This window comes from Chitinophaga ginsengisoli (assembly GCF_003014595.1).
GTDB lineage: Bacteria > Bacteroidota > Bacteroidia > Chitinophagales > Chitinophagaceae > Chitinophaga > Chitinophaga ginsengisoli.
Window position 1 is genome coordinate 20,296 of the sequence record NZ_PYGK01000013.1, and the last position, 19,680, is coordinate 39,975.

Consider the following 19,680-nt stretch of genomic DNA (forward strand, 5'->3'; position numbering starts at 1 on the left):
CAGGCTTCCTCTTTCCATGTTACCAGATCTTCGGGTGCTGTCCCTTAAAGAATAAATATCTTTTTACGTCTTTGTAAGCCGTGTTGGTGATAGAATAGTGATCCGGTCTTTTTTCGGCCTTGTTGTCCACACTACGAAATATCTGATTATCAGGAAATAAGGGGTCACAATCATAAATAATGACCTGACCGCTATAACTCGCCACTACCAGTTTCTTTTGGTCAAATTCCATGTCCATCACAGTTCCTCCCACATACAGATACCCATGCTGTGCGCCGTCGATTCCTTTAAACCAAATATACCCATCATTAGTTCCTAAGGCATATCCCCAGGTATAGTTAGCTGCTGAAAACACCCATTTCCTGGTATCCACATAGTTCAGTGTATCATCGGCATCATAACCCGAAGCTTCAAAACCAGGGGTAACATTTTTAATTGGTAACGAAAGAGAGGCACTACCTCCAAAATGACAGGAGCATAACAATACCTGGGGACCATCATTAACTCCTCCCTTATCCTTTACTTTATAGTTGAACTTAGCCAGGTTAGGATAAGATGAACGGGGTTCTACTGTTGCTACAGTTGTCCATACGCCATCTATTTCTTCTAATAATAAATGACTGGAGGACTGAGAACCTACTATTATATATTTTTCATCCGGTGATACATCTATATGAGGATAATCATGCCTGAAAGTATACCCTTCTTCTTCCGCCTCTTTATTCTCAGTTTCAATAAGAGTTGATCCTGAATCATCTATAATAAATATACCTACTGCAGTTGCCATAGCTATCCGCTGACCGGAAGGGAATACCACCAGCTGATGAATCCCGAAATCTGTCAGGCTTAAATCCGCCAGACCATCTTTTACTGTGGCATATTTTTCACCATAGCTTTTCGGAGGAGCCAGTGTTTTAATAACAGGACCATCCCAGCCTTCTGTGATCTCTATTTTGTCCGGGTATGCTTTTGCGAAGTATTTTTTGTCGGCCGACTTCCCAAACATGAAAATATTATCCAGCATCACATAGTCGTTACCATTTATTATATACATGTATTGTTCCTGGTGCCATTCCCCTACGGTCACTATCAACCGGTTATCGGGTAATATTGTTGCCTGGCTCACGCAGGCAGCTATACCATTCCAGTCCATCGGATCATTATCCGGAGGAAACAGCCTTCTGAGTTCTTCCTGTTTCCCCTGTTCATTAAAAGCGATGATCTGATCCAGTACATATGGTGCCATGTCCTTTCGGGTTTCTTCCGGGCAGGAGGTTTCCGGCTGCTTTTTATCTATATAAATGATATCCAGCCAGTTATTTAATTTGTCTTTATAGGCTTTTCCCTCAGTGATCCATCGTTGTGAGGCTTCTTCTACAGTTTTAAACATCAGCATTAGAATTTCATGTTTATAATATATAAATTGTATATATAATATATGATCAAAAATATGCCCTGAAATCCTATAACGTGAACAATTGACTACTACAAATGCTCTACATATTGATAAAATGCGTACTACAAATACCCTGCAACTGTAAATTTGCAGCCAATCCATTTATCACATGAGCCACAAAATCAATCGAATAAGTGTTTTTGTCCTTTTATTCTGTATACAATCTGTAGTTACACAGGCCCAGAGAATTGCCGACTCACTCAATACTATATTATTACAAAAGGACTTACCCACGGAAAACCGTGTGATGACCATGGGGCTGTTAGCAAAAGCCCTATCGACAACCGATGCCAAAAAAGCACTGGAAATTGGTCTGCAAACCTTGCAACTAAGCCGTACTTTACCTGATCTTCAGTACAGGGTTTTTGCCTTTGGTACCCTCACCAATTTATATTACAGGACTGATGATATGCCAAAAGCCCAGATAGTATCAGACAGCGCCTTGTGGTATGCCGGCAAAACTACCAGCAGGGAGATGAAAGGTTTTGCATGGTTCAAAAAGGCCTGGCTGGAAACGCTCCTGGGGAAACCCAAAGAGTCTATGCAAAGCTCTCTGGAAGCATTAAAATACCTGGAAGGAACTGACGCCTATAGTTATCAATTCAGTGTTTATTATAACATAGCAGGGATCTATTCCGAATGGAATGATCTGCCTGCCAAAAAGAAATATGCACTATTAGCTGTACAGGCAGCAGAGAAAAGTGGTGATTTTGATAACCTGCTGATGGCCGAGCAAGGCATGGCTGCATACTACCATTACTGCTATAAGCAAAACAAGAAAAATACAGTGCTCCTGGATTCGTCCCTCTTTCATAATCATAAAGCCATCAACCTTTATTACACGCAGAAACAACGGATCACTCTCAAGAGCACCATGGCTATCATTGCATTAAATACAGCTAATCTGTATCAATCCTATTTTCCCGCCAGCTATAAAGACAGCGTTTTTCACTATCTCAACATGTCCCTTAAAATAGGACTGGAAACCAAGCATATTGATGTTATTTCAAACTGTTATGGCATGATGAGTGATCTCGAAATAGAAAGAGGTAACTATCAGAAAGCGGAGGCCTTATTGGATTCAGGATTAGTTGTGCTACGTGCTGATAGCGTCAGTAACCTCCACACTATGGTGCAGTTCATGATGGCCTTATCAAACCTGGCTGAGAAAAAGGGAGATAAAACGGCTGCCCTCAAATACTATAAAGAATATCACAGAAAATTTGAGGAATTATTCGATGCTGAAAAACTGGCTATTACCAAGCAATTAGATGTTCAATATCAATCAGAAAAAAATGAAGCCGCTTTAAAATCACTCAGACAGACAGCTGCCCTGAACAAGAAACTAAACTACCTCTACATATTCCTGACAATAGTGGCCAGTATAGCTTTACTACTGCTCTTCGGATCTTATCACTTCCGGCTAAAAGCAACCCGTCATCAGCAACAATTACTGGAAAAAGAGAAGGAAGATGCGGAATTACGTGTGCGCTTAAAGGAAGAAGAGGCTATGCGTTTAATGGCAGAACAGCAATTATTACAGGAACGGCAGGATCGTTTACAGAAAGATCTGCTGGCCGGCAGCTTGCAGGTGGAGCAAAAAGATGAACTGTTACAGGCGGTTCAAAAGAAGATTGAAGAGAGTAAAAGTCGTGACAACGTTCTGAGACAAATTAATCAGATCATTGATCAGAATAAACGGATAGATGATACCATCGGTGCCTATAAAGCAGACTTCGACAATATAAATCCGGAGTTCTTTGAGAAGTTAAAGGAAAAGTCAGCTAACTCTTTGTCAAGATTAGATCTTAAACATTGTTCCTATATATCCATCGGATTAACCAATAAAGAAATCGCCCAACGATTGGGTATTGCGCCTAAAAGTATCCTGATGGCACGTTATCGCATCAAGCTAAAACTGGGACTGGGCAAAGAAATAGATCTCGACGAATATATAAGAACGTTGTAATAAATACCTTATAACTTCACCCATCCTAAACTTCCTCCGACGCTGTCGCATTTGCAATTTAAACAGCCTCTCCCACCCCGCAAGCTTTAAGCCTCCAAGTCTAAAGATTTGGAGGCTTTTTTCGTATGGTTCCCCCTTTCTCCAGTGCCCGAAGTACTTTCTATCGGCTTAGGATAAACTTATCAAAAAGCTATTAAAAGGATACTAAAAGGATATTAAAAGGGTATTTATATATCAAATCGATATTGAAGTGACCTCTAAATACCATTTTGGTGCCTATTTAGTAAGTTCTTCGTATATTAGAGATACTGAGACAGTAAACTTGTAATCTATAACCTCAAAAAACCTTTTTTATGGCCATTGTTAAAGACAATATCCTCCTGAAACTTGTACGGGGTACCCTCGGCAAACAACTCACGATCTACGAACGGAATGGGCAGATTATTATGGCGACGAAACGCGGCCCTTCCAAGAAAAAGCCTACACAAAAGCAGTTAGAAGCAAGGCTTAAGATGAGCATTGCTTCGGCACGTGCGCAGCGGGCGCTGGCCGATCCGGAGGTAAAAGCCTACTATGCGTCGCTGGCAGGACCGGGGCAAAATGCCTATAACATAGCAGTGAAAGATGCTTACCGCAGTCCTGACATCCAAAGTATCAGATTAGAAGAAGAGGAAGTTGTGGTGACTGCCAAAAATGAGTTCCGTGTAGCAGAAGTGGAAGTAACGGTAGTAGACGCTGAGGGTGTTGTTAAGGAGCGCGGGAAGGCTATTCTGGGCTGGAACGGAGTAGATTGGCATTATAAAGCGACTGCGCTGCCTGCAGGCGGTAAAGTCATCGTGGATGTGGTAAGTCTGGCAGAGAGGCAAACGGTGAAGGAATTGCTGCTTACATAAAAACTCTTCACTGTTTACCAACCGTCTCTTTTTCCTTGACGGTTTTTGTCTGCATAGCTGAAATATTCTCCCATTTGCGCGCCTGCGCGAATTATTTTGATAGGTATTGTTCCCTCTCGTGAAAAGCGGGTAGGCGTAGCCTTGCCTGCGGAAAAACCTATTATCGACAAGCCATTAAAATTATCATTTGAATTCTTCCCGAATCAAATGGTAAAGTCTTTTGCCAAGTACCAAGCCAGAGATAATTTCCGGTATTATCCTAAGTAAGAGTCAATCATCGCGGACTTTTCAGGAAAGTAACTTTGGACTTTTCAGGAAAACAGCATAAACATTCCCTGTCGACCTTTGTGTAACAAAATCTTATAACAATGGGAGTAACTAAAGCATATGTGATAACCGGACCGACTTCTGGGATCGGTCTTGCAACTGCAATGGAATTGGCGAAACATGGCACCGTAATTCTTGTCGGCAGAAATCTCGATAAACTAAATCAGGTACAAAAAACTATCGCGGGCAAAGGGCAAAAAGCAATCTGCGTATTGTGTGATATATCAGATATTAAAAGCGTGAGAAATGCAGCACAGCAAATTGTTGCGCTACAGCTTCCCATAGCGGGAGTACTCAACAACGCAGGCATTATGTCAGCAAAGGCTTCAAAAAGCGTACAGGGCTGGGATATGACGTACGCCACCAATCATCTTGGCGCTTTCGCATTTACTGAAGCACTATCGCCTTACCTTCCCGATGGAGCAAACGTCGTATTCATCGCCTCTGCTATAGAAGATCCGGAGCGCAAACCAGCAAAGATGATGGGTATGCGGGGAGGCCGATACATTTCTGCCGAAGCAAGCGCCCGTGGAGAGTGGAAAGAAGGCGGCTCAAAAATGGCCGGAATAGATGCTTACGCAACATCGAAGCAGTGTATCCTCGCTGCGGCAATGGCTTTGTCACGTGAAAATAAAAGGCTGCATTTCAATGCCGTGGAGCCGGGGATCACCCGGGGGACCGGTCTGGGTAGTGAAAGCACAAATTCAGTTGTACGCTTTATATTTGGTCACCTTATGGCTATTATACCACCCTTTTCCCACTACAGCAGCACTCCGGAAAAGTCTGCGAAGGTTATAGCAAATGTACTAATAGACCAAACAGGTCAGACAGGTATATATTTTGATGAAAAAGGCCATCCAATGATGGGCTCTGAATTGTCGCGCGATCCTACATTCCAGGACCGTATTGTTGAAGAAACGAGAGCGCTGTTGCAGAAAGTATATTAACTTGAATTCGTTATGATGAAGGTAACAGGAATAAATTCAACATATCTCATTGAAGAAATTTCACCTCAGCATTTTATTGACGAGCATTATTTCATGTATGTTGTAAAGGGGGTGGTAGTGCTCTATGATGGGAATCAATACCAGGAACTGCGGTCCGGGCAAAGCTGTATTGCCCGTAAAAACAGATTGGGACGCTATTATAAAACGAAAGAAGACGGTGAACTGGAAAAGGTAATCCTCTCTCTCGATACAAGCTTTCTGAAACAGTTTTATGACAGGCACAAAACAACGGTTACAAAATTTGAGAGCACCGAAACATGCATTCCCGTGAATAAGAGTGAATTACTTGATGATTATATCAGATCGTTACAGCGAGTATATAATCGTGGCCAGATAAGAGCGCCTTTTTCGAATGTAAAACGGGAGGAGTTATTGCTGATTCTTCTGGAACAGCAACCGGAGCTTGCTGGTTTGTTCTTCGACTTCGGTATCCCTGCAAAAATCAATCTGGAAGAATTCATGGTTCGAAATTATCCCTTCAACGTCAGCATAGAGCGATTTGCATTTCTTACCGGCAGAAGCATATCCGCATTCAAACGCGACTTCAGGCAAATATTCAATGAAACACCCAGCCGCTGGCTGGTATTAAAGCGGCTCCAGGAAGCGTACTTCCTGATTGATCAGAAAGGGATGAAACCATCTGATATTTATCTTGATCTGGGCTTTGAGACGCTTTCTCATTTTTCCTTTGCATTCAAAAAACAATTTGGACTGACTCCCACAGCGCTATCTGGTAAAAAAACAAAAACCAGTATGGAATAAAGATTTGCCGTCATCTCCCGACCATCCGGCTACAATATTTTAGCTAACTGGTAAATTGGGTCTAAGTCAAGATCAGATTGGTTCTATAATTGCCCCTGTTAGCGCGCAAGAAAAAATAAAGCCATTCATGTCGTGAATGATTTAGACAGTAATTGGTCGGCGATCAATTCTTTCTCTGTAGAAAATAAAAGACTTCAGATAGTGGATGCTGAGGATCGGGCAGATTGGCGATGATAGTGAATGTGATTTTTGCTTAAATGATTAAATAAGGATCATGAGACGATAATAAGAAGCCGTCTTCTATGTTGAACAACAAGGCTTCGAGAAAATAAGTTCAAAAAAGAGCTTTGGAGCGAGACTATAAAATTTCTTGTGTTTAGCGGCTTATTGGGTCATGCTTCACAATGACTTTAAAAACCGGGGAAGGTGCTGCCGCCGCCATTCCCCCTTCCCCATCCACGCAGGGTTTCAAACAATGGGGAGGGCATTTACACTGATAAGGGTATTGATCATCCAGGATGCAGCCGAACCACATACGATCAGAATAACATCCTTTCTTGCGCTAGCGTATGAATTCCAAAAATAATCGAGTGCTTGAATAAAACCAGATTGTGCAGTATCCAACCATGGAAGCTCATCCAGGAATACTATTTTCCTTTTCTTATTGCTTTTAGATAACAGCTCTTCCAATTGCCGAATGCTGCAAACCAATTTTCGGGGATAGAAGAGGGTTCATCAGGCTGGTGCTTCTGTAATGCCCTTTGAAAATTAGATAAATTCTGTTGCAGGTTTACGTTAGCCACGCCGGTAAGATAAAATGCAAAATCCTGCTGAAAAGCTTCCCTTATCAAGAAAGTTTTGCCTACTCTTCGACGACCATATACAGCGATGAATTGAGAAGTTGCAGATTCTTTTGCTTGTTCCAACACTTTCAATTCTTTCTCTCGTCTAATTAACTTACTCATTTACCTCAATTTGGCTCCAAATACACAAAAACACCACGTTAGAGCCAAATTGCCTGTCAATTTGGCTCTAACAAGCAAAATGATCAGGATGAAGCCAAATTGATAGGCAGGGTATTAGAGCTCATTTTGGGCCTAGCTCAGTTACCTCTGCACTATTGAGGAAATGCTGTAGCGTCTTGTCATCCCATCCGGTGACAGGATTCGCCAATCATCTTACCAGAAGCTCTCCTTTACAAAAAACTGAATTTCAACGATGAACATATGGAAGGAGAAACAATTTTTGCTTCCGTGAAACTATCCATCCGGAAATAGGATCTGCCTTGATATTTCATCATTCCTTAAGACATGAAGGTGCACTGTTGACAACAGGTGTGAAATATGTACTGTGTACGGATATCATGTACAGAAACCAAAGTTGAAGGTATGCCGACAGGGACACCGGTGGTAGCATGTGGTGCTAAAAGCTCCCTGCCAGATGGATTGCCATAAACAGAGAAGAATGCAAAGAATGCGGTGGTTAGCGTTGGCTTTAATATTACACTTAGCGAACCTTTCGACAAAAAAGAGATTTGGTTTCAATAAACATAGATCCGGCGACAGCTGACTTATAGCAAAGAAGGAAATTTGCCTTATCAAAAAATAAAAAATGAAAAACATATTAGTAACGGGTGGCAATAAGGGCATTGGCTTTGAAGTGGTAAAACAAATGGCTCAACTGGGATACTATGTTTACCTCGGAAGCAGAGATGAACACAATGGTCTTTCCGCAGTAGATAAACTAAAGAATGCAGGGTTGACCAACATCGAATTTTTAAAGATTGATGTATCAGATCTGGATTCAGTCAGACAAGCGGTATCAGTGCTGCAATCAAAAGTAGATGCGCTGGATATACTCATTAACAATGCGGGTATTGCCGGCAAGCAACCGCAAAACATATCGGCTTGCGACATCGCCGAGGTAAAGGCAATCTTTAATACCAATTATTTTGGGGTCATTCAAACCACACAGCAATTTTTACCCTTGTTAAAAAAGGCCACTTTACCGGTGATCGTTAATGTATCCAGTGAATTAGGATCGCTGTCTATGCAAACCGCTGAAGGCAGGAATGCTAACTGGGATAATTTTCATGCGTATGGCGCCAGCAAGACGACACTGAATACTTTCACCATCAACCTCGCACAAGAAATGCGTGGTACGAAATTTAAGATCAACAGTGTTACACCGGGCTATACAGCGACCGATCTCAATAATTTCGCAGGGTTCAAAACTGCTGCTCAGGGCGCAGCGCCTATTGTAAAACTGGCCACTATTGGCGAAGATGGACCAACAGGTCAGTTCTTTTGTCATGAGGGTACCATACAGTGGTAGAAGAGGTAGTAACAACTGGCGGGAAACTGAAAAGAAATAATTAATTTACCTTCTTCAAGGTACACTACAATGAAAGAACTGCGGAGATTAAAATCAATAACTGAGTTCCATCGCGTAAGAGGACTACAGCCGCCTGAGCATCCATTGATCAGCGTAGTAGATTACGCGGCTTTAAAATTGCATCCGGATACCAATAATATCAATTGGGTGCTTGACTTTTATTCCATCTCCCTGAAAAGGAACCTGGTTGTAAAATTCAAATATGGACAGCAGGAATATGATTTTGATGAAGGTGTTATGTTTTTCATTGCACCAGGGCAGGTTTTCAGTATAGAAGTACCCCCAGATGGAAATCAGGAAAGAACCGGATGGATGCTGCTCATCCATCCGGATTTTTTCCATGGTACTCATTTGGCAACGGTTATAAAGCAATATGAGTTTTTCGGTTATGCGATAAATGAAGCGCTATTTTTGTCTGAAAAAGAAGAAACGACGATCATTCATATTATCGATGATATCCGCCAGGAGTATCACGCTAACATTGATAAATTCAGTCAACCGATCATTACAGCACATATTGAGGCGCTCCTTAATTATGCCGACAGGTTTTACCATCGGCAGTTTATTACAAGAAAGATCAGCAATCATCAGATCCTTGAGAAGTTAGAGCAATTGCTTGATAATTGTTTCGATAATGGGAACCTGATAACAAGTGGTATTCCAAGCGTTCAGTTCATCTCCGAAAAACTAAATATCTCACCAAACTATTTGAGTGGTCTGCTTAAAACATTGACAGGACAAAGCACACAGCAGCACATACAGAACAAGCTAATTGATGTAGCGAAGGAAAAACTTTCAACGACCAGGTTAACAGTCAATGAAATTGCTTATGAATTAGGGTTTGAACATCCCCAGTCATTCAGGAAATTCTTCAAATCCCAAACGGAAATGTCGCCATTGGAGTTCAGGCAATCTGTTAGCTAAGAGCAGGGAAATGTCCGGCATTATAACTTTGGTACAACGAGCGCCATCTGTAAGTCTTTCCTTACTTCTTTCCATTCTATCCAGATGTGATCATAAGGATCCTCGTGTCCCGTCATTCTGTCTTCGATCTCTCCTCTACGCTGTTGATAAAATTCGATTGTCTTTAAAACGCGTGCGGGATCAGGATCAATTTCTCCATTGATCTGTTCAGCATTAGTTTCCAGTATATAACCGATGTTAATCCTGTTCTCTGTCAAAGTAAGATTACCATTGGGGCCTGAAAGGCTAATACCCTCGAACAGTCCATTTAATATGCTATCAGCATTATCATCCTGTCCATCATCTTCCCAGAAACAAATAATGCATATAGAAAATTCCCGCCGATCTGTGAGTGAAGGAAAGCCACAGCCCGGGCATGTATACAGGTGAATATTATTGGCTTCAAGATAAGTATCGTAATGAGCCCTTCTGACATAGAAAGCAGCTAATATTTCAGCATCGTTCATATCCTTCAAAATTACCTTATTTCCGGAAAGCAGCAATTGCAAGGTCAATCATCAGGGATTTAAGCATCCTCGATTCTAAAGTATCTGACTTTTGTGTTATAAGTTTAAGCGTTCTTTCTGTGGGCCGATTTAGGGCGATTAACGATAGCATGCTGGTGAACGTAGCAATAAAATGCACTTCCTAAAAAGTAAGCAACAATATCGCCGGTATCTCCAACAGCTTTGGATGAGTACTTTGGCAGCACAACCTCAAATATAAAAGATACGTAAAATGCGATAGCCAGCAACCAATATAAGGGATAACAATAATTTCTCCTATTCAAAACTATACACCTGGTAAAACCCAGAGAGACATGTGCAACCATAGGAATAAAAACAAAATCCGTCAAATAGTTATTTAGCACCGGTATAGGCATGCCTTTCCATCTGCAATAATGAATAATTGGCCAAACGGCGCAATAGCAGGCAAAAAAAGGATCAAAGATGTAGCGAACTAAAGCGCCATACACATTGCTACCAGCACTGCCACAGATACGCATGAGAATAATATCATAAAAAGACCAAAACCTGCATTCTTAGTGGCTCTGATAACAATTCCATCACCTTCTTTAATGGGTAAAATGGCTTCCCGAAGACTTTTCATTAAAGGCTTCTTAGCTTCCTGTGTTTCGTTTTCCATCTCTATTTAATTTAGAGCAAATGTACTAATTATTTTATTTTAGAACAAATGACCTAAATTTGAGTATGGAAACAAAGGAGAAAATACTTACCGCTGCACTAAAACTATATAACCAAAAAGGCATCAATACTACCACCCGGCATATTGCAGCCAGCATGGATATAAGTGTCGGAAATCTTCATTATCATTTTAAACATACTGATGATATTATTTTTATCCTTTACGAACGTCTGGCCAATGAATTTGATACTTTAATGGCAGAATTAGCTGCCGATGGCTCTCAGGGGATGACACCTCTATATACTTTTATGCAGCAATCATTTGATATTGGATATAAGTATCGTTTTTTCTTCCTGAACTTTGTAGAACTTAGCATCAGGATACCTGCCATACAAAAAAGCTACCAACAACTAACTGAACGGAGAGTAGAGGAATTTGGGCATATCTTCCAGAATCTTGTTAACAACGGAATATTTAGAAATGATATCCCCCAAAAAGTCTGGAGTGCTTTGATTAAGCAAATCTTTATTGTTGGAGATTTCTGGCTATCAAATAATGCTTTAACAATGCGGTTAAAAGGTAAAGAAGCAGCCGCAAGCTTTATCCAGACAATGGAGGCGATATTTTATCCTTATTTAGCATGATCATGAAAAATGTCGTACTTTTCCTTTGTCCCTCAGGTAGTCATCCTTACGAGTCCCATGCTAACCAACTGCCACAATACGTCGAGAGAGTACTTAAATAAATAATACGGAGCCAGCCGAAACTGGAAGGATGCACACTTAAAACAAGTAGGTTATGAACAGGCTATTGTTGCTTTCCTGTTGTATGATCGGGTGTTTGCTGCAATGCCTGGCACAAAAGCAGCTGCCCTCATATGCGGTCTTACAACAGTTGATTAAAAAGGAGCGCCCCGATACTGCTGACATGCGCGTCTTGCTGGACGCAGGGTACACATATGTTCTGCGGCCAGGTATAGTCCATAGTGATATGGATAGCGCCACCTTATACGCAGAAAAAGTGTTGGCATCTTCCATAAAATCCGGAGACAAAATATGGGAAGGCCAGGGCCGTTTGCTCTATTCAAATATTCTTCGTGAACAGCACATTACAGCGAGAGGAAAAGAATATGCGCTGCAAGCAAAAGAGATCTTTGAGAAATATCAGCAGAAAGGCTATCTGGCAGATACCTACATGGAACTGGCTAACTACTATGGAGTGGAAGCCCGCGAAGATATTGATATAAGGATCAGTTACTACAAGGAAGCCATCAAACTTTATAGAGAGGCAGGCCTGAAAGAAAGACAGGCGCATACTTTGTATATGCTGGGTGATCTCTACCATGTTATCGACGACTTCAAATCATTGACAGAAGCGCTGGTACAATCGGTAGCCCTCTATGATGAAGTTAAAGTGGAACCCGGCGCCGATGTATACTCCTTGCTGGGAACCGGCTATAACCGTATGGGCGATTTCGGCAATGCACTGAAGTATAACCTGCTTGCTGTAAAAGTGATCGAGTCGCTGAAAGATACGATTGATACACACGCAACCGTTTACAACAGACTTGGGCTCCTTTACTACTATATGGGAGAGCAAAACGAAGCGCTAAAGTACTATCAGAAAGCCTGGCTGATAGCCATTAAGTTCACAGATACACCTTCGCTGCGTACCCTGGCCGTCAATATAGCTGCCAGTTATGCAGCAATGAAGATGCCTGACAAGGCCCTGGCCGTGATGAAAGATGCAGAACACAACTATCCTTCTACAGACTTTGCAGAAAAAATGTGGATATCTGTGTTCATCGCCGGTTGCTACATAGAGCTTAAACAACTCCATGCGGCCCTCCCCTATATACATCAGGCACATAAAAACAGGGACCAGCTACCTGAAATGTTGCAGGCTACGTTGGATGACCTTGAGGCCAAATATTACCTCGAAAGCGGGGAGTATACGAAGAGCTACCAGCTATCCACAAATGTGCTTGCTATCGGTCTTAAATCGAAGAATCTGAAGCTGCAGTCAAATGCCAGTCTCGCTCTCTTCCGGGCCGATTCTGCTATGGGCAACTACAAAGAAGCTGTTGAACACTACCGCAAGTATAAAATTGTTAATGACTCGCTATTTAACATCGCGAAGACAAGACAGATAAGCACCTTACAGGTGCAGTTTGAAACGAAACAACAGCAACAAAGTATTGAACTGCTCACGCGTACATCACAACTGCAACGCGCGGCGCTGGACAAAGCCGCCTTCATCAGGAATGTGATCATCACAGGAGCCACCATACTGGCCATTATGCTGGCAATTATGCTGGCACTTGTATATAATCGTTATCAGCTTAAACTCCGCAGCAACCGCCAGATGGAACAAAAACAGGATGAGATCAATCAGAAGAATGAATCCCTGCAGCATCTCATCACAACCCAGAATAAACTGCTGGGAGAAAAAGAATGGCTGGTAAAAGAGATACATCACCGCGTAAAAAACAACTTACAGATAGTCATGAGCCTATTGAACACACAGGCCGCATTCCTGGATGACAAAGACGCTCTTAATGCTATCCGGGAAAGCAGGTACCGCATGCAGGCCATCTCTCTCATTCACCAGAAGCTGTACCAGTCCGAAAATGTGGCTATGATAGATATGAGCACCTACATCAAAGACCTTGTTGAATATTTGAAAGAAGGATTCTCAGGTGTCAATAAGATCCGCTTTGATCTTCAGATAGCTCCCGTAAAATTGGATGTGTCACAATCTGTACCTATTGGATTGATCCTTAACGAGGCGATCACCAATTCCATTAAATATGCTTTTACCGGTCACGGTGTTATAATGATCTCCCTGCAGGAAGCCATCCCTGGCCAGCTAACCCTTATAATAGCCGATAATGGCATCGGACTACCCATAGAGGATAACAACCAGGCCCGTAAACAATCTATGGGGATGATGCTCATGAATACGCTCGCTGAACAACTGGAAGGGACATTGGATATACAGAGCAGGGACGGCGTCATTATTACAGTCAATTTCAAATACCAGGAGAAGCAGGTATTTATTGAGCCGTTGGAATTTGAGGAAGAAATGGAAGATTTACTATAACGGTATAAGTGAGCTGGCATATTCGCTGGGGATTTGAATATCCGCAGTATTTCTCCCGGTTGTTTAAAAGTAAGACGGGTATGACGCCCGGGGAATTCAGGAATAAAAACTAATCAACAAAGCGCCTTCAAATCTTAGGACTTGAAGGCGCTTTACTTTCAGTTGACTGTTCTATATAAAACCCGATTATTGAATCATCAGCTTCGTACTTATCACTGTTTTCTTCTTGCTGCTAACATCTACATGATAAATACCTGCCGGTATAGACGGCTCAATAGTAAATGTTGTATTCGCTTTCGCTGACTTCTTTAATACTACCTTGCCAGACATGTCAGTGAGCGTCACTATTACATCTGTAATAGCAGGATCAGTTACACGAATAGCAAAGCTATGTTGTGTAACAGGGTTAGGATACACTGCATTCGTATATTTCTCCGCGACTGTACTGGTTGCCATTGCAGTTCTTCCGGCAGATGCAGTGCCGTTAGCCTCAAAATGTGACCACCCGTATGGGCCAACATAATGAACATAATAATTACCATTCACTCTTGCAGGAAGACTGTTAGACCAGGTATTGGTGTAGTTAACCCCATTGATCTCCAGGAGTGTCAGGTTCCATGAGTTGATGTAAGAAATATTACCTGAGATAACGAAGCAATATTCTCCCACACCATCCTGTTTAAATGGCAGTGTTACAGGAGATGGATTACTACAATTTCCCTGGTTGGTAGTTGGAGTAAAGTTTGCGGTGATTGATACGTTAGCATTTACTGTGATGGTAGCAGGGTTGATCGTATCTGATACGGCTCCGCTCCAGTTGCTGAACTTATAACCGGTTGCCGGTGTAGCGGTAACAGTAACCTGGGTTCCTTCGGGATAGGTACCACCCGCAGGACTAAGGGCAACAGATCCTGAGCCGGTTACAGCTGTGGTGATCGTATATTGTTTAGGCACTACCACACTGGTAACAGTGATACTTGAGCTGGAAGTAAAGCCACCATCGGCAGTAGTAGCAGTGATCGTAGCTTTACCTGCAGCCAGGGCAGTAACAAGACCGCTATTGCTGACAGTAGCAATGGCAGGCGCACTGGAAGTCCAGTTCACCGCCTTATTGGTAGCATTGGAAGGTGTTACTGTAGCTGTCAGTTGCTGCGTATTATTGATATCCAGGGAAGCTGTTGCAGGACTTACACTAACACCTGTAACGGGTATCACCACAGCAGGTGTTGGGGTACTGCCATACACCAGTACATTATCTACGTACAGAGGAATGGTGGATACTTCCTTCAGTGTACCGTCAAGCCCTTTTGATGACCAGTCGTTTGCAGGATTCCAGGCAGCAGCATTGGCTTCATAAGGCAGTCGTATACGTATCTGTGATTCCTTCCTTGACTCACCTTGTCCGCCAGGCCAGATCTTGATACTGCTATTAAAGGTTACTTCAGTATAATAAATGTGCTGAACAGAATCCCAGGGCTTCAACTGAGTAAAGCTAACGTCTGTATTGTTGGATGAAACAACATAGCTTGCCGGAGTATAGCCTGCCGTCAAACCTTCGGAAATATCAATAAACAGGCGGAAGGTATGTTTGGAAGCAATACGCGCAGGCCAGGCGGTATGATTGTTTACCCATACAGACCATTCAGTATAGGTATTCCCACTGCCATTCAGTCTTGCTTCTATCAGGAATTCTCCCGCAGGCGTTTCTGCAACCGGGAAATTGGCCAGCGGCGTTCCGCCATAATCTTCAACAAGCTTCGAAAGCAAACCTGAAAAACCGGCGTTATAATCGCATGCCACTTCATTGTTTACATAGTTGGAGCGATCATCTGTATAGGCATCGTCATTTCCCGGACCACCTACCAATGCACCGTACAAGGTATGCCTTGTTGCAGCAGGAGGACCATTCAGGTTATTGGACCAGCAACCATGTGCAGTACGATGATGTGGTTTAGCAGGTGGATTGTTACCGAAGCCACATACAAAACTGCGGTTACCAGGATTGCTACCCAGTGCATAGTTCATTTGTCGCAGGGCAAAATTGTAATACTTCGTTCCTTTTGCTGTTGTTGTAGCAACATCTTTGTAATAGGTTGCCAGGAAACTGGTATTGATAGCATATCTTAGGGCACCCCATACATCCAGGAATGCAAGACCTCCAGGCGTATAGGTAATGCGCTGTCCATTGTAGCCATCTGTCCAGTAATCAAGGTGACGTTCTATATCTTCTTTATATTGGGCTTTACCTGTGAGCTTTGCGAGCAGGGCATAACAACCGTATGACTTATCATCCCAGGCTAGTCCCCATTTGAAAGACTTAATAGTGCTCTGCGGCTCTGAAGACAGGTTAGCATAATAGTTCTCTGCTTTTGCCAGCCAGGCTGCATCGCCGGTAGCACGATATAACCAGATGGCGCCCCATACCAGCTCATCATTGTAACCGCTGAAAGACTGATAATATCCGGCAGCATCAGTGATGGCGCTGGAATATTTCCCACGGTAGTTGTCAGCAAAGTTATATAACTGTATAGCATGGCTCAGCAATGTTGCGCTGTAGGTCGGATCGTCTGTCTTGAATACAATACTGGCGGCAGCCATTGCAGCGGCTGTTTCACCGGCCAGGTCTGAACCAGGATGTGTCTGATCGATCTTATAAGAAGGACGGGACATGGTCATCACTTCTGCTGATCCCCACCAGGCATGATCAGTACCTCCATTGCCTACCTGCCCATACAATTCGTTGGGCGCAGTATGACAGCGTATAAAATAATCATTTACAAAACGAAGATTGCTCTTCAGGTATTTCATTTGTCCAGAGGCATTATATCCTCCGGCAAAATCTATTGCTCCCCATGCCAGCATGGTTGCAGAGAAGGCCATCGGAAAATTGAATTTAACATGATCTCCGGCATCATACCAGCCGCCTGTTAAGTCGTGCCCCACATCACTGCCGTCAGTCAAAGCGGAATTGGCACGCCAGGTTACACGGTTATCTGCAGGAAGCTGGCCGGAGCGCTGGCATTCATAGAAGAACATTGACTTCTGCAATGCTTCTGCGTAATTAAAATTCTGTGCATAGGTTAGTTTGAGGGATACCATTAGTAGCATGGCAGCAATCAGACTACATCTTTTTTTCATGGTCTTTTAATTTTGAAGGTACTTGTTGGATCAACTGAAAATAAAAAGGTATAGCCTCTGCCACAGATTGCAGCAGATCAGGAGAGGGAAACAGTCTGTTAACGGATACCAGCGGGTATATGCACCAATGACCACTACATTGGAACGCATCTAAAGCCATCAGGTATTGTCAGTTGAATAGTCTTTATTGATCCGATATGGTTCTAAAAAGTAATTATAGGTTTGAAAGGGTTTTAATATTTATACCAAAGAACAAAAAGAAAGCAGCGTCCTTCCGCCTTTAGTAAGGTGAACAAATATGATTGCACAAGTTTACGGGAATTATATGCGATAAGCAAGCATTCATTAAAAAAAATGTGTATTAGACACTTATCAAAATACGCATATTAACGAGGGTCCATTGTATATGTTATCATCTGATCTTTTAGCAGGACATACAATTTTTCACCATTGACATAATAAGACAACACCTTTCGTTTATCTACCGGAAGATAAAAACTGCCAGCATAGCTGCCATCTTCAAGACGGTAAGTATCAATTACAGGATGCAGCCTGAATGCATCCTCTGCTTCATTGTCCGCACGCAGATCAGATTCTATGAACAATAATCTGTCATTCGCAAAGGCACGTTTATTCACCTTTACCCGAGGCGCAGCAGCATATAGCTTCTGCATACCGCCGGCACTTCTGCCAGTAACCTGGATGCCACTGTTAAATACAGTATCAATAGTATGCTTCTTATAACGCAATTGCATATCGCTATCCATGCAGTAAATACCATTTTCAAAATAAGGTATATAAAACAGGCGGTCCTTGCCCCTATTACAACATAGGATCCCGTCAGTGGAGAAGCCTGCATCTGCTTTCTCAGATAGGAGGGCCGTCCTGGCTGTCCTGCCACTACGGATATTTATACGCATAAATACAGGCTGAGAACTACCCGCTGCAAATCCTCTTATTATTACCAGTGAATCAGACAACTGTAATGACTTTACAAAGGGGCCGGCCGACAATTTCACGGCATCAAACTGCGAAGCGTGAAAGTCTTTGGAGAATAACATTCCACTGTTATACTCATGCACGTAAATATGTGCTGCATCTGCAAAGAAACTCACCGGGGGTCTGAGTTGCTTATTTACATTCAGATACACCGTGTCTCTGATATGCAGATTATTGTCGAGACGGTACACTTGCCGATGCAAAGGCTCGGATAAATAAAGAGTATCTCCCCAGCCAAATAAACGCTCCACCGTAATTGGCAATTGATATAAAAGTTGCTGGTGAAGATTCATTTTAAGCCATTGCCTGTCAAAACCATTCTTCTTATCATCAGGCATACCTGATACTGCCACCAGCACAAACAAACAAGCAAGTGCAGCCATCATTGTACAAATGATGAGTATTAAAGTCCGTTTCATAATTGTAAAGCAAACAGGAAACAGAGACTACCCACGGGAGTAGCCTCTGTTGATTAATGTGGGACCAGGCAGTTGATCGCTACCCGGCATCGTTGCGTCGCATTTCCTTCAGCGGCATTGCTGTTATAAGCAGATCCGCAAAGGCTTATAGATTGGTCAGGAATACTTCCTGAACGTAGGTCTTCCCCTGCGACTGAAATGTAGTAGCACAACAGAAATATGAATCGCCATTACAGTTGGCAGCGCTGTTAGGGTCTGCAACACTCTTTACAGTGTTACCGAATGACAGGATGAGATTACCGCCATAAGTAGCCGTACGGTCTGCAGGAAGACCTGGAATAGTAACTGTCCGGTAGCAGACATCCTGAGTCTTCTCAATGATAGTACCTGCGTTACTGGAAATAGTTAATCCAACAGCAGCAACAGCTACCAATGCAGCAAAACTGATTTTAAGCTTTTTCATGTGTTCTCGTTTATGGTTAGGAAATGAATAACAGCCACCATTGGCTGCCTCTCCTGATGCAGGAGAAGAGGGGCCTGTTTTACTGATCAATAAAAGCGTTAAGACAGTGAAATATGCTGCCTGTTAAACATTATTAGCTGGCTTTGCAGCAATATGACAATTGCAGTAAGCAGGGTTAGTATACAATTAACCAGCAGGTGTTGCTCCCAGGTTAACAACTCAATGATTCCACCGCAACTACATGGCAGATCATAAGCATCATGCAACATGATATACACATAACCGGTAAACAGTGTCATCAGAAATAGCGATGCATATAGGCCAGCCACACGTGTTCGCCTGGAGATGAGCAGTGCAGCTGCTATCAGTTCGACCGCAGGTACCATGACTGCTACCCAGGGAGCAACATGTTGCAGAAAAGGAGAACGGCCTGCTTCAAATCTGAATTTGTCATATTGAATCAGTTTACTGAGGCCAGTATAAATCCAAAGTAATAGCAATACGGCAGTAATTGCTTCAATGGCTAAATTGAGCGCTCTGGTCTTCATATGGAAATGTTCTGTACAGAATGAAAGAAAGCTGGCGGAGCTTAGTGTTTCATTGGATTTTGTAATGGATTTTGTAATGGATTTTTCCTCGGGT

At 42.6% G+C, this 19,680-nt stretch carries 17 protein-coding genes; 9 read left to right on the top strand and 8 right to left on the bottom strand.

The window, feature by feature from the left end; genetic code table 11:
• Nucleotides 1–19 precede the first annotated feature (19 nt).
• Entirely contained in the window at nt 20–1,390 is a 1,371-nt protein-coding gene (locus tag CLV42_RS24765) for a hypothetical protein (RefSeq protein WP_146154471.1), read from the bottom strand.
• Nucleotides 1,391–1,709: 319 nt separating this feature from the next.
• Between CLV42_RS24765 and CLV42_RS24770 the strand changes: the two genes are divergently transcribed.
• From CLV42_RS24770 to CLV42_RS24785, 4 genes are all read left to right on the top strand, one after another.
• Nucleotides 1,710–3,425 carry a helix-turn-helix transcriptional regulator gene (locus CLV42_RS24770; RefSeq protein ID WP_170117637.1) on the top strand — a complete coding sequence of 572 codons (1,716 nt, stop codon included), beginning with the start codon at nt 1,710–1,712 and terminating at the stop codon, nt 3,423–3,425.
• A 353-nt stretch (nt 3,426–3,778) separates the two neighbouring features.
• A complete protein-coding gene (locus tag CLV42_RS24775; RefSeq protein ID WP_106604624.1) occupies nt 3,779–4,318 on the top strand; it encodes a hypothetical protein in 540 nt (179 codons plus the stop codon).
• Nucleotides 4,319–4,686: 368 nt separating this feature from the next.
• Nucleotides 4,687–5,592 carry an SDR family NAD(P)-dependent oxidoreductase gene (locus CLV42_RS24780; RefSeq protein WP_106604625.1) on the top strand — a complete coding sequence of 302 codons (906 nt, stop codon included), beginning with the start codon at nt 4,687–4,689 and terminating at the stop codon, nt 5,590–5,592.
• 12 nt (nt 5,593–5,604) lie between these two features.
• On the top strand, nt 5,605–6,414 hold the full coding sequence (locus tag CLV42_RS24785; RefSeq protein ID WP_245901727.1) for a helix-turn-helix domain-containing protein: 810 nt from the start codon (nt 5,605–5,607) through the stop codon (nt 6,412–6,414).
• Nucleotides 6,415–7,061: 647 nt separating this feature from the next.
• On the opposite strand, the gene CLV42_RS24790 is transcribed toward CLV42_RS24785, so the two are convergent.
• On the bottom strand, nt 7,062–7,379 hold the full coding sequence (locus tag CLV42_RS24790) for an ATP-binding protein (RefSeq protein ID WP_106604626.1): 318 nt from the start codon (nt 7,377–7,379) through the stop codon (nt 7,062–7,064).
• Between the two features lie 646 nt (nt 7,380–8,025).
• On the opposite strand from CLV42_RS24790, the gene CLV42_RS24795 reads away from it, so the two are divergent.
• Nucleotides 8,026–8,748 (top strand): SDR family oxidoreductase, encoded by a 723-nt coding sequence (locus CLV42_RS24795; RefSeq protein ID WP_106604627.1) that lies wholly within the window; start codon nt 8,026–8,028, stop codon nt 8,746–8,748.
• 69 nt (nt 8,749–8,817) lie between these two features.
• Nucleotides 8,818–9,732, top strand: coding sequence for a helix-turn-helix domain-containing protein (locus tag CLV42_RS24800; protein WP_106604628.1), 915 nt, complete (start codon nt 8,818–8,820; stop codon nt 9,730–9,732).
• Between the two features lie 20 nt (nt 9,733–9,752).
• Here the strand turns inward: CLV42_RS24800 and CLV42_RS24805 are convergent, their stop codons facing one another.
• Entirely contained in the window at nt 9,753–10,238 is a 486-nt protein-coding gene (locus CLV42_RS24805) for a CPCC family cysteine-rich protein (protein ID WP_146154472.1), read from the bottom strand.
• A 493-nt stretch (nt 10,239–10,731) separates the two neighbouring features.
• Nucleotides 10,732–10,917, bottom strand: a complete 186-nt coding sequence (locus CLV42_RS24810) for a hypothetical protein (protein ID WP_106604630.1) — start codon at nt 10,915–10,917, stop codon at nt 10,732–10,734.
• 65 nt (nt 10,918–10,982) lie between these two features.
• Here CLV42_RS24810 and CLV42_RS24815 point away from each other — a divergent pair, with 65 nt between their 5' ends.
• The 3 genes from CLV42_RS24815 to CLV42_RS34325 all read left to right on the top strand — a co-directional run bounded on the left by CLV42_RS24815 (nt 10,983) and on the right by CLV42_RS34325 (nt 14,132).
• Nucleotides 10,983–11,561 carry a TetR/AcrR family transcriptional regulator gene (locus tag CLV42_RS24815; protein ID WP_106604631.1) on the top strand — a complete coding sequence of 193 codons (579 nt, stop codon included), beginning with the start codon at nt 10,983–10,985 and terminating at the stop codon, nt 11,559–11,561.
• Nucleotides 11,562–11,715: 154 nt separating this feature from the next.
• The gene (locus CLV42_RS24820) at nt 11,716–14,019 is read left to right on the top strand and encodes a tetratricopeptide repeat-containing sensor histidine kinase (RefSeq protein ID WP_106604632.1); all 2,304 of its coding nucleotides are present in this window, start codon (nt 11,716–11,718) and stop codon (nt 14,017–14,019) included.
• 8 nt (nt 14,020–14,027) lie between these two features.
• The gene (locus tag CLV42_RS34325) at nt 14,028–14,132 is read left to right on the top strand and encodes a helix-turn-helix domain-containing protein (RefSeq protein WP_245901728.1); all 105 of its coding nucleotides are present in this window, start codon (nt 14,028–14,030) and stop codon (nt 14,130–14,132) included.
• A gap of 73 nt (nt 14,133–14,205) precedes the next feature.
• Here the strand turns inward: CLV42_RS34325 and CLV42_RS24830 are convergent, their stop codons facing one another.
• From CLV42_RS24830 to CLV42_RS24845, 4 genes are all read right to left on the bottom strand, one after another.
• On the bottom strand, nt 14,206–17,157 hold the full coding sequence (locus CLV42_RS24830) for a glycoside hydrolase family 9 protein (protein ID WP_106604633.1): 2,952 nt from the start codon (nt 17,155–17,157) through the stop codon (nt 14,206–14,208).
• A gap of 386 nt (nt 17,158–17,543) precedes the next feature.
• Nucleotides 17,544–18,542 (bottom strand): hypothetical protein, encoded by a 999-nt coding sequence (locus CLV42_RS24835; RefSeq protein ID WP_106604634.1) that lies wholly within the window; start codon nt 18,540–18,542, stop codon nt 17,544–17,546.
• A gap of 178 nt (nt 18,543–18,720) precedes the next feature.
• A complete protein-coding gene (locus CLV42_RS24840; RefSeq protein WP_146154474.1) occupies nt 18,721–19,038 on the bottom strand; it encodes a hypothetical protein in 318 nt (105 codons plus the stop codon).
• A gap of 98 nt (nt 19,039–19,136) precedes the next feature.
• The gene (locus tag CLV42_RS24845; protein ID WP_106604782.1) at nt 19,137–19,586 is read right to left on the bottom strand and encodes a MauE/DoxX family redox-associated membrane protein; all 450 of its coding nucleotides are present in this window, start codon (nt 19,584–19,586) and stop codon (nt 19,137–19,139) included.
• Nucleotides 19,587–19,680: the final 94 nt, after the last annotated feature.

Bases quoted from the DNA above. Each gene is read 5' to 3' on its own strand.
- CLV42_RS24780 (WP_106604625.1), top strand. From the start codon at position 4,687: ATGGGAGTAACTAAAGCATATGTGATAACCGGACCGACTTCTGGGATC.
- CLV42_RS24785 (WP_245901727.1), top strand. From the start codon at position 5,605: ATGATGAAGGTAACAGGAATAAATTCAACATATCTCATTGAAGAAATT.
- CLV42_RS24805 (WP_146154472.1), bottom strand. From the start codon at position 10,238: ATGAACGATGCTGAAATATTAGCTGCTTTCTATGTCAGAAGGGCTCAT.
- CLV42_RS24800 (WP_106604628.1), top strand. From the start codon at position 8,818: ATGAAAGAACTGCGGAGATTAAAATCAATAACTGAGTTCCATCGCGTA.
- CLV42_RS24835 (WP_106604634.1), bottom strand. From the start codon at position 18,542: ATGATGGCTGCACTTGCTTGTTTGTTTGTGCTGGTGGCAGTATCAGGT.
- CLV42_RS24770 (WP_170117637.1), top strand. From the start codon at position 1,710: ATGGGGCTGTTAGCAAAAGCCCTATCGACAACCGATGCCAAAAAAGCA.
- CLV42_RS24820 (WP_106604632.1), top strand. From the start codon at position 11,716: ATGAACAGGCTATTGTTGCTTTCCTGTTGTATGATCGGGTGTTTGCTG.
- CLV42_RS24845 (WP_106604782.1), bottom strand. From the start codon at position 19,586: ATGAAGACCAGAGCGCTCAATTTAGCCATTGAAGCAATTACTGCCGTA.
- CLV42_RS24795 (WP_106604627.1), top strand. From the start codon at position 8,026: ATGAAAAACATATTAGTAACGGGTGGCAATAAGGGCATTGGCTTTGAA.
- CLV42_RS24765 (WP_146154471.1), bottom strand. From the start codon at position 1,390: ATGTTTAAAACTGTAGAAGAAGCCTCACAACGATGGATCACTGAGGGA.
- CLV42_RS24840 (WP_146154474.1), bottom strand. From the start codon at position 19,038: ATGAAAAAGCTTAAAATCAGTTTTGCTGCATTGGTAGCTGTTGCTGCT.
- CLV42_RS24790 (WP_106604626.1), bottom strand. From the start codon at position 7,379: ATGAGTAAGTTAATTAGACGAGAGAAAGAATTGAAAGTGTTGGAACAA.
- CLV42_RS24815 (WP_106604631.1), top strand. From the start codon at position 10,983: ATGGAAACAAAGGAGAAAATACTTACCGCTGCACTAAAACTATATAAC.
- CLV42_RS24775 (WP_106604624.1), top strand. From the start codon at position 3,779: ATGGCCATTGTTAAAGACAATATCCTCCTGAAACTTGTACGGGGTACC.
- CLV42_RS24810 (WP_106604630.1), bottom strand. From the start codon at position 10,917: ATGGAAAACGAAACACAGGAAGCTAAGAAGCCTTTAATGAAAAGTCTT.
- CLV42_RS24830 (WP_106604633.1), bottom strand. From the start codon at position 17,157: ATGAAAAAAAGATGTAGTCTGATTGCTGCCATGCTACTAATGGTATCC.